This is a genomic window from Enterobacter huaxiensis (assembly GCF_003594935.2).
GTDB classification, from domain to species: Bacteria; Pseudomonadota; Gammaproteobacteria; order Enterobacterales; family Enterobacteriaceae; genus Enterobacter; species Enterobacter huaxiensis.
Genome location: NZ_CP043342.1, coordinates 2,023,892 through 2,038,669 on the forward strand (window position 1 = coordinate 2,023,892; position 14,778 = coordinate 2,038,669).

The following is a 14,778-nucleotide window of genomic DNA, read 5'->3' on the forward strand; positions in this document are numbered from 1 at the left end:
ATTGGCGTTAATTCACCGCAGGCACGGCCTGAGGTTGAAATAACCGTTTATTGATAAGGGAAAATAACAGCTCACAGGCGACGGCCAGCAGCGTCACGACGAGAGAGCCCGCGATGACCTGCGGCATATCGCGCTGGCCGAGGCCGTCTATCAGAAAGCGTCCGAGCCCGCCCAGTCCGGCGTAGGCCGCAACAACCGCGGTTGCGATAAGTTGAAGCAGTGCGGTACGAACCCCGGCAAAAATCAACGGGATCGCCAGCGGGATGCGCACTTGCCACAGGCTCTGTAACGGCGTCATACCCAGCGCCGTGGCGGCATCGCACAGTGTTCGGTCGGCATGATAAATCCCGACCCAGGTGTTAGTCAGAATCGGGGGGATCGACAGGGCGACCAGGGCAAGGAAAACGGGGATATCGTTGAACCCGAAAAGAATGATGCAGAGTAAAATCAGGCCCAGGGACGGGATCGCCCGGCCAATATTGAACAGGTTGATGACGATGAATGCCCCCTTGCGCCAGTAGCCCAGCGCCACGCCCAGCGGCAGCGCGATAAGTGCGGCTATCGCCATGCTGATCAGGACATACCACAGGTGTTCGCGCAGCCGTATAAGTATGCCGGCTGTGCCGAACCAGTGTTCCGGCAGCATGAACCAGCTGAAGGTGGCCGTTATGATCTCCATCATCGTGTCCAGGGGGTAATCCAATAGCCGAGGCGCGCTATCAGAGAGTCAAAAATAAACGACAGCATCAGGCTCAGCGCCACGCTGACGACAATAGGCGTCAGAAAATCCTGGTTAAAGCCCGAGAGCAGCAGCTGCCCCAGACCGCCCTGGCCAATCAGCGCTGTAACGGTGACCAGCCCTACCAGCGTGACCGACGCAATGCGCAGCCCGGCAAACAGGGACGGCGCAATCAAATGCAGCTCCACGTCAACAAAACGATGCCAGCGCGTGTAGCCCAGCGCCCGGGCCGATTCCAGAACGTCGACGGGCAGTTTTTCAATCCCAGCCACAACGTTGCGCAGCAGGATCAGCAGGGAGTAGAGCGTCAATCCGATGATCGAGGTGGTCATCGACAGCCCCGTGAAGGGGATCAGCAGGATAAACAGCGCCAGCGAGGGGATCGTGAATAACATGCCGCACAGGTAGAGAAGCGGCGGGGCCGCAGCGGGCCAGCGCAGCGTGATACCGATGAGCATGCCGGTCAGGAGGGTGCCGAAGAACAGCGACACCACCACCAGCTGCGTATGTTGCCAGAGCAGAGCGGCAATCGGCATCTGGTTATCCACTATCCATTGCCAGTCAATCATAGCGGTGAATGTCCACGTGCCCGTCCAGCACGCGCTGGAGCAACGTATGAGAGACGCTGCCCTGGTACTGCCCGTCGCCATCGACGCGGACCAGCACGCCTCCCGGGGCATCAAGCAGCGCGCTGTAGGCAAAACGCAGGGTGTGCAGCGCCTTCAGCGTCAGGGACACCGGCAGCGTTACGCGGCGCTCGGGATCGAGCCAGTACAGCGGGCGCTGATGTTTATCGAGCACCAGCCGTAGCGGGCTTACCACCGTCGGATGTTGGCTGGAAATCGGCGTGAGCGCCTCATCGACGAGGGTCACATCGTGGCGCGGAAGTTGGCCAACCTGCAGCCTGCCGAGGCGCTTCAGGTTTGGCTCAGGCCCGATGAAGCGCGCCACAAAATCGTTGGCCGGATGCGCCAGGATACGATCGGGCGTATCGAACTGGACCAGCACGCCGCCTTCCTGGAAAATCGCGATTTTATCGCCGAGACGAATGGCCTCGTTGATGTCGTGCGTCACCAGGACAATGGTTTTGTGCAGGCGCTGCTGCAGCGCCAGCAGCTCGTCCTGCAGCTTTTCGCGAACGACCGGGTCGATCGCTGCGAAAGGCTCGTCCATCAGCAAGATCGGGGGATCGGCAGCCAGGGCTCTGGCAATCGCTACGCGCCCCTGCTGTCCGCCGGACAGCTGATGTGGAAAGCGAGAAAGCAAGCTCGGGTCGAGGGACATCACCTCAACCAGTTCTTCTATACGCTGCTGAATATGCTTTTTATTCCAGCCCAGCAAACGCGGTACGGTAGCAATATTTTGCGCAACGCTACGGTGCGGAAATAAGGCCGCACTTTGCATCACAAAACCTATTTTACGGCGCACCTGAATAATGTCAGCCTCGGCGATTTTAATTCCCTGCACGTAAACCGAGCCCGCGTCGGGAATATCCAGCTGGTTGATCATCCGTAACAGCGTCGTTTTTCCGCAGCCGCTTGGCCCAACGAAAGTGCAAAACTCGCCGTCGCTGATGTCGATATTTAAATTACGAATAGCGGCATGCGTACTGCCAGGGTACGTTTTGTTTATGTTTTCAAGTTTGATCATGGGAAACAATTGCGCCCTGGGATTATTGCAGTGACATAAAGCACAAATTACAGAGGCGAAGGGAGGGCGGCAAATATGATATTTGCATTTATATTGCCGCTAATTGTCTTTGCCGGAGGCGCAGGGTAGGCCCCTCTCACCGGCGGAGAGAGGGAGCACGCTACATCAAAAAATAGCTCAGGCCGGAAAAGGCCACCATGCCCGCAATGACGGTTGCGAAGAGGCTGCGGGACACGATGCCCGCGAAAGCCGCGATTGCGGCGGCCAGAAGCGAAATACTTACTCCGGATGGCGTCAGCGCCGGTTTGCCCAGCAGCTCTGCGGTGACGATTGCCGCCATGATGGCCGCCGGAATAAAGCTCAGCCATTGCTGTACAACCGGAGCCAGCCGGAAGCGCGACAGCAGCAGAATGGGTACCGTACGCATCAGCGCGGTGATCAGGGCTGAAATGAAAATCGCGAGCAGAATATTACGCTCCATCCTGTTTGCCTCCTTTCGGGAAGAAACGTAGCCCCAGCGTAGCCAGCGTGGCCGAAACGGAGGCGGCAACGATCACCACCACGCTGGTATCCATGTGCGGGGTGCTCAGCACGGTAATCACCACCGCGGCAGCAATACTGAACGATTCAAGGGCTTTTTTCCGGCTGGCAAACCAGATAGACAGCACCAGGCCGATAAACATGGAGACCAGGCTGAAGCTCAACCCCTCCATTAATGACGCTGGAAGGGCAGAAGCCAGCACCGCGCCCACGACGCAGGCGAGGATCCAGTTCAGCCATGCCGCAAGGTTCAGCCCAAGCATCCAGGCGTAGGGAACGTGACCGTGCTGGCTGCCTCGCTGCACGGCAACGCCAAAGGTTTCATCGGTGAGCAGCAGGCCACTGATAAGTTTGTGCGCGGTGCTCTGTTCGCGGAAGAAGACGCTCATGGCCGAGCTCATCAGCAGGTAGCGTAAATTGACCAGGAAGACGCTGAACACGACCGAGGCAACTTCCGCCCCGGCAGCCCAGAGCGAATAAAAGAGAAACTGCGCCGACCCGGTATAAAGCACGCTTGCCAGCAGCGCGGTTTGTACCGTCGTAAAGCCGGAAAGGGTGCCGATCGCACCGGCGGCAAAGCCAATGCTCCAGTATCCGGGAATGGTGGGCAGGCAGGCGGTAATTCCTGCCCTGAATTCTGCTCTGGCCTCCGTCTTATGGGAGGCTCCGGTTTTCATTAACATCCATGCTCCAGGGTTACAGCTGTCGAATGTCTTTTGAACGCAACCTGATGTTCACCGGCACCGACTTATAGGAGGGTGTACCACTCTCTTTATCAAGATAATCAAGCGGTACCAGCACGTTCGCCTCAGGATAGTAAGCTCCGACGGTGCCGGAAGCAATGTTATACGCCACCAGCGTTATGTCGTTCAGACGCTGAAGCTTACCCGGCAGCGCGGTTTCGATGTCCACCCGGTCGCCGTGCTCAAGCCCCAGCAGTGCCATATCCCCTTCGTTCATAAACAGCACATCCCGGCGGCCAAAGACGCCGCGGTAGCGGTCATCGAGAGCATAGATGGTGGTGTTGTACTGATCGTGGCTGCGCAGCGTAATCAGGCGCAGGACGTTATCGCCTTCACCGCTGACGTTTTCGTCCACGCCGTCAAACACGGAGAACATCGCCTTGCCCGTCGCCGTCGGCCAGACGCGCTGCGTGGGCGGAAGCGGCATGCGAAAACCGCCGGGGATACGGATTCGTTCGTTATAGCGATCGAAGCCCGGGATCGTCTGTTCGATCAGGGTACGGATGCGATCGTAATCCGCCACCAGCTCGAACCAGTCTACGCGGGTATTTTTGAGGGTGGCTTTCGCCATGCCGGCCACGATGGCCGGTTCGGCGCGCAGCTGCGGGGAGGCTGGCTTCAGCTTGCCGGACGAGGCATGCACCATCGACATGGAGTCTTCTACAGTAATCGACTGACGCCCGGTCGCCTGAAGGTCCAGTTCGGTGCGGCCCAGACACGGCAAAATATAGGTCTCTTTGCCGACCAGCAGGTGGGTACGGTTCAGCTTGGTGCCAACGTGGACGCTCAGATCCAGCGTATTCATTGCCGGAAAACCCCTCTCGTGATCGGGCATCGCTACCGCGAAATTGCCGCCGAGGCAGAGCAGCGCTTTCGAGCGCCCGTCGATCATCGCCTGCGTTGCGGCGACCGCATCATGGCCGTGCTGAGCAGGAGGTTCAAAGCCGAATACGTCCTTAAGGCGGCCCAAAAATTGCGCGGTGGGCTTCTCGGTGATCCCAACGGTGCGGTTGCCCTGCACGTTAGAGTGGCCGCGCAGGGGACAAATCCCCGCGCCGGGCTTACCGATATTGCCGCGCATCAGCAGCAGGTCGGCGATCAGCCGCACGTTCGCGGTCCCCTTGTTGTGCTGCGTGATGCCCATTCCGTAGGTGATGATGGTGGCGTTCGATTTGGCATACGCTTCGGCGACGCTTTTCAACGCCGCCCGCGCCAGCCCGGACTCACGTTCGATATCCTCCCACGCTGTCCGGGTGATATCCGCCGCAAAATCATCAAAACCGTGGGTGTGTTCGGCAATGAACGCGCGATCGAGAACGTCGCCGCGCTCGGCTTCCATCTGCAGAAGATGTTTGGCAATGCCTTTTAGCGCCGCCGCGTCGCCCCCTGCCTTAACCTGAAAATAGGTTGAGGCGATATCCGTCGACCCGTAGGTCGCCATCTCGATAACGCTTTGCGGATCGGCAAAGCGTTCCAGCGCGCGCTCGCGTAACGGGTTAAAGACAATAATGGGCACGCCGCGGCGGGCCAGCTCGTGCAGGGTCCCCATCATACGCGGGTGGTTTGTACCGGGATTATGACCAATTGAGATCACCAGCTCCGTTTTATCAAAATCATCCAGCGATACGGTTCCTTTGCCGATGCCAATCGAGCGCGGCAAGCCGACGCTGGTGGCTTCGTGGCACATGTTGGAGCAGTCCGGGAAGTTATTGGTCCCGTACTCGCGGGCGAAGAGCTGGAACAGATACGCCGCTTCGTTAGAGGCGCGGCCGGATGTGTAGAATTCAACGCTATCCGGCTCAAGCCCGCGCAGGACTTCACCGATGCGCTCAAAGGCGTCATCCCACTCCACGGGCTGGAACGTGTCGCTGTCGCGGTCATAGCGCAGCGGGCGCGTGAGTCGACCGTAGCCTTCCAGTTCAAAGTCTGATTTTGCCAGCAGCGAGGTAACGGTGTTTTTTGCCAGGAATTCCGGCGTCACGCGTTTGCTGGTGGCCTCCCAGGTGACGGCCTTCGCGCCGTTCTCGCAGAACTGGAACGTGGATTTATGTTCTTTATCGGGCCACGCGCAGCCCGGGCAGTCGAAGCCGTCCGGCTGGTTGGTGCGCAGCAGGGTGGCGGGCGCGTCAAGGGTATCCATTTGCGTACGCACGGCGATGGCCGTGGCTTTCAGCGCACCCCAGCCGCCAGCAGGCCCGTCATAGTGCCTGATTCCGGGGACGGCGCGTCTGTTCTTGTTCATACCAACTTACCTTATTTTTACAGCGGGCTATGCGCAGTTCAGACCAAAATTATAACGAATTATTATCATTTTTTTAATAAGTCTCATCATCTGTGTTGCCCTCCCTGAAGGTTCTGGCACTCAGGTGACTATGTAGCAGTAGTAACATTTCTACTGCGTGAGAATAGGGGGGTTAACGTTTGGTAGCGGAAGAGAGCGTCTTACAACAGGCATAAGCGTATTGAAGGTTTAGTCAGGCTTAATTGTTAATTGATGAGTGAAAAGAGAAGAGGGCATGAAAAGGATTAAATTGTGGGGGTTATTTTGCAGGGTGAAATAAACGTTTCTCATGGCGCCTGAGAAATTTCATTAAAGTGATAGAACCAAAAATTAATAAAACATACTTTGCAGATGCAACAAAAAATTCATGAAGGATATATTCAAAGAAACCTCAGAAAATCGATAATCTACTAATTATGGTAGTGGTTGAAATAACGTAATTGCGTTATTGATAGCGATTCTCTCTTGTGTTTTTTGTTTATTAATCATGATGTTGCGAGATTTGCACCTGTGTGAATAAGAAGATTTCACCTAAGGGCTAATTAACCTAGGATTAATCCTATAATGAGCTGGCGGCGTCATTTAACATCCGTTATGAAAAACGAAATATTGAATTGATGACACGCTTATGTAAACTTGCTTACCGTTTGTCAAAATATGTCAGGAATGCGTTGGGCCTTATTCTGAGAGGTTCGTGCGGTAGCTATGCCTCAAAATAGTTACGCTGTGAAATTAACCTGATTATTTTAACAATAGCACTTAAGTCAAATTTGACCTCCCTTATCTTTATTCATCTCAAAATCGCTACGGAAAAGCATATGAAAATGCGCGTACTGTTTTCACTTCTGTTTGTTATGGCAGTGGCGGGCTGTAAAGCGCCGCAGAAACCTGCGATCACCGACGATACTGTCGTGACCAGTCAGGTCAATGGCGTCACGTTAACTCACCGCCACGCGGTGCTTCCTCCCGCGGAGTTTTCCCCGGTGAACGAGCCATACCGTGCCATGTATCCTGCATCCCTGATGAGCCGCCCTGACTACGGTGGAAAAGTGATTCGCACGCTTGAAACCGGCAAAACCTACGTGGTTTTGGGCCAGGTTGAGCATTTCTGGATGGCGCTTGCCGATGAGGGAAGTGAACAGCTGATTGGTTACGTTCCGATGCGCGCCGTCATCAAGGCCGATCAGTATGAAGCCACGGTGCGTAAACAGGCCATACGTCCAAAAGCACGCAAGAAAACAACCTGTGTCGATGTGGATGGTAACAGTAAAGCCTGCAAAGACAGCGCTAACGGTACCTGGATCCTGAACTAACGGGTTTCCTGAGCATATTTTATGAACAATAAAAATTTTCATAAGCTGTGGTTAGCCTTTTACGCGGTGATTTTCGCCCTGGTCAGTGGTTGTACGTCGTCTTCACACAGCGACCCCTCCCGCTACAATCTGCAGTTTCAGGCTCACCCCCAAATCAACGATTCTGCGCCGCTTAAAGTGAGAGTGCTGCTGCTTAAATCCGATGCGGATTTCATGTCCAGCGACTTCTATTCCCTGCAGAACAACGCGTCAGCCACGCTTGGCGCCAACCTGCTCAACAGCGATGTTTTCTTCCTGATGCCGGGCCAGCTTTCGAAAACGCTGAGCGGGCAAAGTTCGCCTGAGGCGCGCTACATCGGCGTAATGGCGGAATATCAGGCGCTGGATGGAAAAAAATGGCGCGTCTCACTCCCTTTGCCTGTTCCCGGCGAAAACCATCTCTACCAGTTCTGGAAATGGTCAGCAGATGAACTCCAGGCCAACGTTTTTCTTGACGTAAATGGTATTCGGGTCATCAGCCAGTAACGCGCTTCATAACAGGAATCACAACATCATGACGAAAGCAGAGAAGGTCGTCTGGACCGAAGGCATGTTCCTGCGTCCACACCATTTTCAGCGGACAGAGAGCTACCTGCTCAACCACGTTCGGGAATGGGGTGCGCTGCAGCGGTCCTACCTGTGGGGTTTTCTCGACGTTGAGCTGGATGAGGCGATGCTTCGCCAGGGCTGTGTTGCCCTGAGCTACTGCAGCGGTTTGCTGCCTGACGGCACCTTTTTCCAGGTGCGCCAGGATCGTAACGGCCCGGTGCCGCTGAAAATCCCCGATAATCTCACCAATGAAAAGGTGGTGCTCGCGCTGCCGGTTCGCCGGGGCGATCGTGAAGAGGTTATTTTTAGTGAAGAACAGGCGTCGCTGGCGCGTTTCATCACCTTTGAACAAGAGGTCGAAGACGATAACGCTATAGCCGTTGGTGATGCAACGGTGCAGTTTGGCCGCCTGCGCCTGACGCTGATGCTGGAAAAAGATTTGACCGCCGAATGGACGGCGATAGGGGTGGCGTTCGTCACGGAAAAACGCAACGACAACCATGTGCGGCTGGATAACAGCTACATCCCGCCGATGCTGAATGCAAACAACAGCCCGCAGCTGTACGGCATGGTTAACGACCTTCACGGCTTACTGGTGCAGCGAAGCCAGCAAATTGGCGGTCGTTTGCGCCAGCCTGGCCGCTTCAACACTTCCGAGCTGATTGAATTTACATTGCTCTCTCTGGTTAACCGGCATCTGGGTGACGTCTCGCATTTAAAAACCCTGCCTCTGCTTCACCCGGAATCGCTCTGGCGCAGCTGGCTGCCGTTTGCCACCGAGCTTGCCACCTGGACCTCCCAGCGCAGTGCCGAAAGCGTATTGCCGGTCTACGACCATGATGACCTTGCGGTTTGTTTCAGCAAGCTCATGCTGATGCTGCGTCAGGGGCTGTCGCTGGTGATGGAAGACCATGCTATTCAGCTGCCGCTTAACGAGCGTTCCCACGGGCTTAATATCGCCACCGTGCCGGAAACCAGCATGGTGCGCGAGTTTGGTTTTGTACTGGCGGTCAAAGCCAACGTCCCCGGCGACCATCTGCAGACCCATTTCCCTGCACAAATGAAAGTTGCACCGGTGTCTAAAATCCGCGATCTGGTTCAGCTTCAGCTGCCCGGCATTATGCTGCGCGCAATGCCCGTTGCGCCGCCGCAGATCCCCTGGCATGCAGGTTACAGCTACTTCGAACTGGAGAAGGGCAGCGAGCTGTGGCACGAGATGGATAAGTCCGGTGCCTTCGCCCTGCATCTTGCAGGGGAGTTTCCGGGGCTGGATATGGAGTTCTGGGCCATCCGTAGCCCGACAGAATAATAAAGCGAGCGCTTAATATGCAGGAACGACAGGACACCGGCAGCGATGCCGCTTTTACCGGAGCCAATAGCAACAACCATCTGGTGGCGGCCGCCAGCCCGCTGCTCAATGCGATTCCGCAGATCCGTCATTCGGTATCCCATGACGACCAGGTCGCGTTACGCCAGCGTCTGATCGATGAGATTCGCCGTTTTGAAGTTCGCTGCCAGCAGGCGGGGCTGCCCTACGAAGTGATCGTCGGGGCGCGTTACTGCCTGTGTACGGCGCTCGATGAGGCCGCCGCGCTCACCCCCTGGGGCAGCAGCGGCGTCTGGTCAAGCAACGGCCTGCTGGTCACGTTCCACAACGAAACCTGGGGCGGTGAGAAGTTCTTCCAGCTGTTGGCGCGCCTGTCGCAAAACCCGCGTGAACATATTCTGCTGCTGGAGATGATCAACTACTGCCTGCTGCTCGGTTTCGAAGGACGCTATCGGGTGCTGGATAATGGCCGCACCCAGCTTGAGACCATTAAGCAGCGCCTGTGGCAGATGATCCGCAGCGTACGCGGCAGCTACCCGCCACCGCTTTCACCCCACCCGGAAGACAGCCCGGTGCTGCGCAAGCTGTGGCGCCCTATGGTGCCTCTGTGGGCCTGCGTGGCGCTGGTTGGGTTTATTGCCTGCCTGTTCTACATCATTCTGAACTGGCGTCTTGGCGACAATACCAACCCGGTGCTGGCGAAAATTTACCAGTCGCAGCTGCCGGAAACCACTATTCAGCAGCCCGCCCGCCAGCTGCCTGCCGTACTGAACCTGCGCGGCTTCCTGAAGCCGGAAATTGATGCCGGCCTGGTGGCGGTGAAGGATGAAGCCGATCGTAGCGTGGTGATCCTCAAAGGCGACGGGCTGTTTGCTTCGGCTTCAACCGTGGTACGCGATCGTTATCAGCCCGTCATCAACCGTATTGCACAGGCGATGAACAACGTTAGCGGAAAAATTTTGGTGGTGGGGTACAGCGATAACGTGCCGATCCGCAGCGCGCGCTTTGCCTCTAACTATGAGCTCTCGCTGGAGCGCGCCCGGTCTGTGCAAAAACAGCTGCAGGGTAGCCTCTCACAGCCCGATCGCGTGAAAGCCGAAGGGCGGGGCGAGATCAACCCGGTAGCACCAAACAATACGCCTGAAAATCGCGCCCGTAACCGCCGTGTGGAAATTACTCTGCTGGTGTCGCCTGAAAATACCCAGGCTGAGCTGAACGGATTGCCGCAAGGAAACTAAGGAATGCTGACTACTCTTCTATCTATATTGACCAATCGCATTCTGTGGAGCTTCCTCGGCGTCACGGCGTTCGCGGCGGTGATCTGGATGATTGGCCCGCTGTTGTCCATTGTGGACACCCGCCCGCTTGAATCTGAGCAGAACCGCGTTATCAGCATTGCGTTGGTGTATCTTATCTGGGCCCAAAGCCACATCCTGCCGCGGCTGTACAACGCCTGGCTGAACCGTAAGCTGATGGACAAGCTCAACGAGAACGCCGCTGACCCGGACGCGGCGGATCCGCAAAAACGTCTGAACAGCGAGGAGCAGATCCTCGCCGGGCGTTTTGATGAAGCCGCGCAGATGTTAAAAAAGGCCCACTTCAGCAAAGCGGGCAACAGCGCGCAGTGGACGCAGCGCTTTAGCTCTCAGTATTTATATCAGCTGCCGTGGTATGTGATTATCGGCGCGCCGGGTTCAGGTAAAACAACCGCGCTCGCCAATTCTGGCCTGCAGTTCCCGCTGGCCGATCGTTTCGGCAAGACCGCGCTGCGCGGCATTGGCGGGACCCGAAACTGCGACTGGTGGTTCACCAACGAGGCCGTACTGCTGGATACCGCAGGACGCTACACCACCCAGGAGAGTGAGCAGGTCCAGGATGCCGGCGAATGGCTGGAGTTCATCGGGTTGCTGCGCAAGTACCGCCGTCGCCAGCCTATCAACGGCGTCATCATCACCATCAGTATTTCCGACCTCCTTACGCAGTCTGCCGAAGCGTCCCGCCAGCAGGCGGTGAACCTGCGCCAGCGGCTTTCCGAGCTGCACGAGCAGCTGGGCATTCGCTTCCCGGTCTACGTCATGGTCACAAAAGCCGACCTGCTCAAGGGTTTCCGCGCCTGGTTTGCTGAATACGACAAAGCGCAGCGCGATCAGATTTGGGGCTTTACGCTGCCGTGGGAGCAAACCCGCCACGCGGATTACGATCTGATGGGTAACTTCCAGCAGGAGTTTTCCCTGCTGCAGCAGCGTCTGGATGCCGGTCTGCCGGAAACCATGCTGAAAGAGCACGATGCAAAAACGCGCGCCGAGGCGTATCTCTTTCCGCAGGAGTTTGCCGCGCTGCGTCCGCTACTGGCCGATTATCTGAGTACGGTGTTTGCCCGCTCTAACTTTGAAACCGAGTTCTCGCCGCGCGGGATCTACTTCGCCAGCGGTACGCAGGAAGGCATGCCGTTTGACCGCGTGATGGGGGAGCTGAACCGCGCCCTGTCACTGCCGGAGGGCGAGGAGAGCGTACGCTGGGATTCGGTCAGCAAAGAGGCGCCGATCCCCGGGGCAAAAGGACAGAGCTTCTTTATCAAGAACCTGCTGCAAAACGTCATTTTCCAGGAAGCGGGTATCGCGGGTGAAAACCGCTGGTGGGAGCTGCGTAACCGCGCGGCGATCTGGTCTGGCTACGCGGCGCTGCTGGCGCTGCTGGTGATCCTTGGCGGACTGTGGCTGACCAGCTACGCCAAAAACAAGGCCTACCTGGAAGAGGTTGACGCGAAGGTGCCGGTGCTGGAACAGCAGAGCAAGGCCCTGCAAAATCAGCCCCAGCGCGATCTTTTTGCACTTCTGCCGCTGCTTAACGGCCTGGTGGATCTGCCGAAGAGCGACGCATTTGACGTTAACGATCCGCCGATTTCTCGCCGCATGGGGCTCTACCGGGGAGATGACGTCAGCGATGCGTCGCAGTCTTTGTACCAGAAAGCGCTGGATCAGATGCTGCTACCCGCCGTGGCGATGCACATCACCACCTGGCTACGCAACGACAGCGGCAGCGACGTGGAGTACAGCTACGAGGCGCTGAAGGCCTACCAGATGCTCTATCAGCCGAAGCACTATGACGGCAAATTCCTGCACTCGTGGGTAATGCTCAACCTGCAGCGTAACCTGCCGCAAAACGTCACTCAGGCACAGCTCCAGCAGCTCGAATGGCATCTGACGCAGCTGCTTGAGCCGCAAATTCAGTCTTCCCCTTATGCGCTGGATGAGGAGCTGGTCGCGCGGGAAAGGGCGCTCATCAACCAGCAGCCGCTCTCAACCCGCGTATATGGTCGCCTGAAACGTCTGCTTGAGCATGATGAAAACCTGAAGCCGGTATCCCTCTCTGACCTCGGCGGCCCGCAAAGTGAGCTGGTTTTTTCCCGTAAAAGCGGCAAGCCGGTGAGTGAAGGCGTACCGGGACTCTTTACCCCGGATGGCTACTGGAAAAGCTTCAATGGTCAGATTGACAGCGTAACCAGCGCCCTGCATGAAGATGACGCCTGGGTATTGGGCGCAACGTCGGACGATGAGGACAAACAGCAGATTGATAACGCCGTGCGCCAGCTCTACATGCGCGACTTTATCGCCAGCTGGGATCGCTTCCTTGCCGACATTCAGCTCAACAGCAGCGCCGATCTCTCCCAGCGTATCAATACCGCGCGTTTGCTCTCGGGCACAAACTCGCCGCTGCGCCGTCTGGTGCAGAACCTGAGCAAGGTGCTGACGCTGTCGCGCGAAGCGCCAGCGCCAGCGGATGCAGATAAAGCGGAAGAGCAGAGCAACCGCGCTACGCGTACTCTGCAGGCGCTATTCAGCAACAGCGATGGCGCGCCAGCGCAGGGCGCTGTAGAGATTCAGGCACCGGAGCAGCTGGTAACCGACCACTATGCGCCGATGATTGAGCTTGCGCAGCCGCTGGAGAAGGGCGGTAAGACCATCGTTTTTGACGATTTTCTCAAACAGGTTGATGAGCTCTATCGCTACCTGACGGCCGTTCAGGACGCTGCTAACAGCGGTATGCCTGCGCCGGGCGGCGACGCAATTAGCCGCCTGCAGGCCAGCGCGGGGCGTCTGCCGGGCGGGTTGCAGACGATGTTCAGCAATATGGCCGTAGGCGCCAGCAGCGATACCCAGCGCCGGGATCTGGAAAACGTACGTAAGCGAATCAACGTGGAAGTGGGGGGATTCTGCCGCCAGGCGATTGCCGGGCGCTACCCGCTAGTGCGCAGCGCAAGTACCGAGGTAACGCCAGACGACCTCGCCCGCATGTTTGCCCCCGGCACCGGGCTAATGGACTCCTTCTTCCGCGACAATCTGACCAATAAGGTTGACACCACTCAGGCAAACTGGCGCTTTATGCCGGGCATAGACGGTAAAACCCTGCCGGGGAGTGAAGGACTGCTGCGTCCGTTCCAGCAGGCGCAGTCTATCCGCGATGCCTTTTTTGCCAACGGTGCCACCACGCCTTCTTTTAAGGTGACGGTACGTACCGTGCGGATGGATAACACCATTTTGAACCTCACGCTGGACGTTGACGGGCAGCTGTTGCGCTATAGCCACGGCCCGCAAGCCGTTCAGATTATGAACTGGCCGGGTCCGGGCGGTACGAATCAGGTGCGTATGCAGCTGGGGCTGGCCAACGGCAGCACGGCGACGCTGGTGACCAACGGTGCCTGGGCGCTAAACCGCTTCTTTGATAAAGCGCGCACCAGCCCGGGTGCGGGCAGCCTGAGCCGTCAGGCGACATTCAACGTTGACGGTCATCAGGTCACGCTGGAGTTTGCGCCAAACAGCATTCGCAACCCGTTCCAGCTTCCCCGTTTCTCATGCCCATAACCGCAAGGACAGCCGTATGACGAATACCCCTGCGATGAACCGCTACAGCTGGTATGGCAAATTGCCCAGCGCCGGTGACTTTCTGCAGCGTCGCTTTCCTGACTCCTTACAGCGCCAGTGGTCACACTGGTTTCAGGTCGGCCTGCTTGCCTGGCAGCAGGAAGAGCAGCGCAGCGGCGAACGCCGGTTTACGAAAGCCCCCGTGTGGAATTTTGTTGTTCCGCCGATGCTGGGAAGCCAGATGATCCAGATGGGGTGCCTGTTGCCCGGACGCGACAGCGTTGGCCGACATTATCCTGTTTGCATTCAGCTTAGCTTCACGCCCGCTGAGTGGTCATCCTGCCTGCTGGGTCAAGCTGAAGGCTGGTATCAGCAGCTTGGACGCGTGGGTTTACACGCGGTGCGCAACAGCTTTTCCGCTTCACAGCTGGATGAGGTGCTAATGGCGATCCCCGCACCGCAGCCGGTAGAGCCGCAGAAGCGCTCTGATATCCTGGACGTGATTGGTTACGAAGAGGATGGTCAGACGACGCTCGGCTGGCCGCAGGCGGCAGAGTGTTTCGATCCGCTGCGACAGACCAGCTTCTGGTGGACAAACCGCTGCGACGGTTACCCGCTATACACCCACGTTCACAGCGGCAACTTCACCGGGCAGCTCTTTACGCTGCTGTTCGATCCGGCAGGCGGCGCCCGACCGGGCCGTCATGGCCTTTATCCGCCCATGTTTGAATAAGC

At 57.3% G+C, this 14,778-nt stretch carries 12 protein-coding genes; 6 read left to right on the top strand and 6 right to left on the bottom strand.

Annotated elements, in window-relative coordinates:
• Positions 1–7: 7 nt before the first annotated feature.
• The 6 genes from D5067_RS09645 to D5067_RS09670 all read right to left on the bottom strand — a co-directional run bounded on the left by D5067_RS09645 (position 8) and on the right by D5067_RS09670 (position 5,914).
• On the bottom strand, positions 8–679 hold the full coding sequence (locus D5067_RS09645) for an ABC transporter permease (RefSeq protein ID WP_119937302.1): 672 nt from the start codon (positions 677–679) through the stop codon (positions 8–10).
• Positions 679–1,308 carry an ABC transporter permease gene (locus D5067_RS09650; protein ID WP_119937303.1) on the bottom strand — a complete coding sequence of 210 codons (630 nt, stop codon included), beginning with the start codon at positions 1,306–1,308 and terminating at the stop codon, positions 679–681. The genes D5067_RS09645 and D5067_RS09650 overlap by 1 nt, the downstream gene beginning before the upstream one ends.
• Positions 1,301–2,389, bottom strand: coding sequence for an ABC transporter ATP-binding protein (locus D5067_RS09655; protein WP_119937304.1), 1,089 nt, complete (start codon positions 2,387–2,389; stop codon positions 1,301–1,303). Before D5067_RS09655 ends, D5067_RS09650 begins: the two co-directional genes overlap by 8 nt.
• A 160-nt stretch (positions 2,390–2,549) precedes the next feature.
• A complete protein-coding gene (locus tag D5067_RS09660; RefSeq protein ID WP_119937305.1) occupies positions 2,550–2,870 on the bottom strand; it encodes an AzlD domain-containing protein in 321 nt (106 codons plus the stop codon).
• The gene (locus D5067_RS09665) at positions 2,860–3,612 is read right to left on the bottom strand and encodes an AzlC family ABC transporter permease (protein ID WP_119937306.1); all 753 of its coding nucleotides are present in this window, start codon (positions 3,610–3,612) and stop codon (positions 2,860–2,862) included. Before D5067_RS09665 ends, D5067_RS09660 begins: the two co-directional genes overlap by 11 nt.
• Before the next feature lie 13 nt (positions 3,613–3,625).
• Entirely contained in the window at positions 3,626–5,914 is a 2,289-nt protein-coding gene (locus tag D5067_RS09670; protein ID WP_119937307.1) for an FdhF/YdeP family oxidoreductase, read from the bottom strand.
• A gap of 857 nt (positions 5,915–6,771) precedes the next feature.
• Here D5067_RS09670 and D5067_RS09675 point away from each other — a divergent pair.
• Genes D5067_RS09675 through tagF form a run of 6 tightly spaced genes read left to right on the top strand, consistent with a single transcriptional unit; the run spans position 6,772 to position 14,776 of the window.
• Positions 6,772–7,266 (top strand): SH3 domain-containing protein, encoded by a 495-nt coding sequence (locus tag D5067_RS09675; RefSeq protein WP_119937308.1) that lies wholly within the window; start codon positions 6,772–6,774, stop codon positions 7,264–7,266.
• Positions 7,267–7,287: 21 nt separating this feature from the next.
• Positions 7,288–7,791: a type VI secretion system lipoprotein TssJ gene (gene tssJ / locus D5067_RS09680; RefSeq protein WP_119937309.1), complete on the top strand. Its 504-nt coding sequence runs from the start codon at positions 7,288–7,290 to the stop codon at positions 7,789–7,791.
• A gap of 28 nt (positions 7,792–7,819) precedes the next feature.
• Positions 7,820–9,163: a type VI secretion system baseplate subunit TssK gene (gene tssK / locus D5067_RS09685; protein ID WP_119937310.1), complete on the top strand. Its 1,344-nt coding sequence runs from the start codon at positions 7,820–7,822 to the stop codon at positions 9,161–9,163.
• Positions 9,164–9,180: 17 nt separating this feature from the next.
• On the top strand, positions 9,181–10,419 hold the full coding sequence (locus tag D5067_RS09690; RefSeq protein WP_119937311.1) for a DotU family type VI secretion system protein: 1,239 nt from the start codon (positions 9,181–9,183) through the stop codon (positions 10,417–10,419).
• 3 nt (positions 10,420–10,422) lie between these two features.
• Positions 10,423–14,043 (top strand): type VI secretion system membrane subunit TssM, encoded by a 3,621-nt coding sequence (tssM, locus tag D5067_RS09695; protein WP_119937312.1) that lies wholly within the window; start codon positions 10,423–10,425, stop codon positions 14,041–14,043.
• 16 nt (positions 14,044–14,059) lie between these two features.
• Positions 14,060–14,776, top strand: a complete 717-nt coding sequence (gene tagF, locus D5067_RS09700; RefSeq protein WP_119937313.1) for a type VI secretion system-associated protein TagF — start codon at positions 14,060–14,062, stop codon at positions 14,774–14,776.
• The last annotated feature ends 2 nt before the right edge of the window (positions 14,777–14,778 follow it).

Bases quoted from the DNA above. Each gene is read 5' to 3' on its own strand.
- D5067_RS09660 (WP_119937305.1), bottom strand. From the start codon at position 2,870: ATGGAGCGTAATATTCTGCTCGCGATTTTCATTTCAGCCCTGATCACC.
- D5067_RS09690 (WP_119937311.1), top strand. From the start codon at position 9,181: ATGCAGGAACGACAGGACACCGGCAGCGATGCCGCTTTTACCGGAGCC.
- tssM (WP_119937312.1), top strand. From the start codon at position 10,423: ATGCTGACTACTCTTCTATCTATATTGACCAATCGCATTCTGTGGAGC.
- D5067_RS09650 (WP_119937303.1), bottom strand. From the start codon at position 1,308: ATGATTGACTGGCAATGGATAGTGGATAACCAGATGCCGATTGCCGCT.
- D5067_RS09655 (WP_119937304.1), bottom strand. From the start codon at position 2,389: ATGATCAAACTTGAAAACATAAACAAAACGTACCCTGGCAGTACGCAT.
- tssK (WP_119937310.1), top strand. From the start codon at position 7,820: ATGACGAAAGCAGAGAAGGTCGTCTGGACCGAAGGCATGTTCCTGCGT.
- D5067_RS09645 (WP_119937302.1), bottom strand. From the start codon at position 679: ATGGAGATCATAACGGCCACCTTCAGCTGGTTCATGCTGCCGGAACAC.
- D5067_RS09665 (WP_119937306.1), bottom strand. From the start codon at position 3,612: ATGTTAATGAAAACCGGAGCCTCCCATAAGACGGAGGCCAGAGCAGAA.
- D5067_RS09675 (WP_119937308.1), top strand. From the start codon at position 6,772: ATGAAAATGCGCGTACTGTTTTCACTTCTGTTTGTTATGGCAGTGGCG.
- D5067_RS09670 (WP_119937307.1), bottom strand. From the start codon at position 5,914: ATGAACAAGAACAGACGCGCCGTCCCCGGAATCAGGCACTATGACGGG.
- tagF (WP_119937313.1), top strand. From the start codon at position 14,060: ATGACGAATACCCCTGCGATGAACCGCTACAGCTGGTATGGCAAATTG.
- tssJ (WP_119937309.1), top strand. From the start codon at position 7,288: ATGAACAATAAAAATTTTCATAAGCTGTGGTTAGCCTTTTACGCGGTG.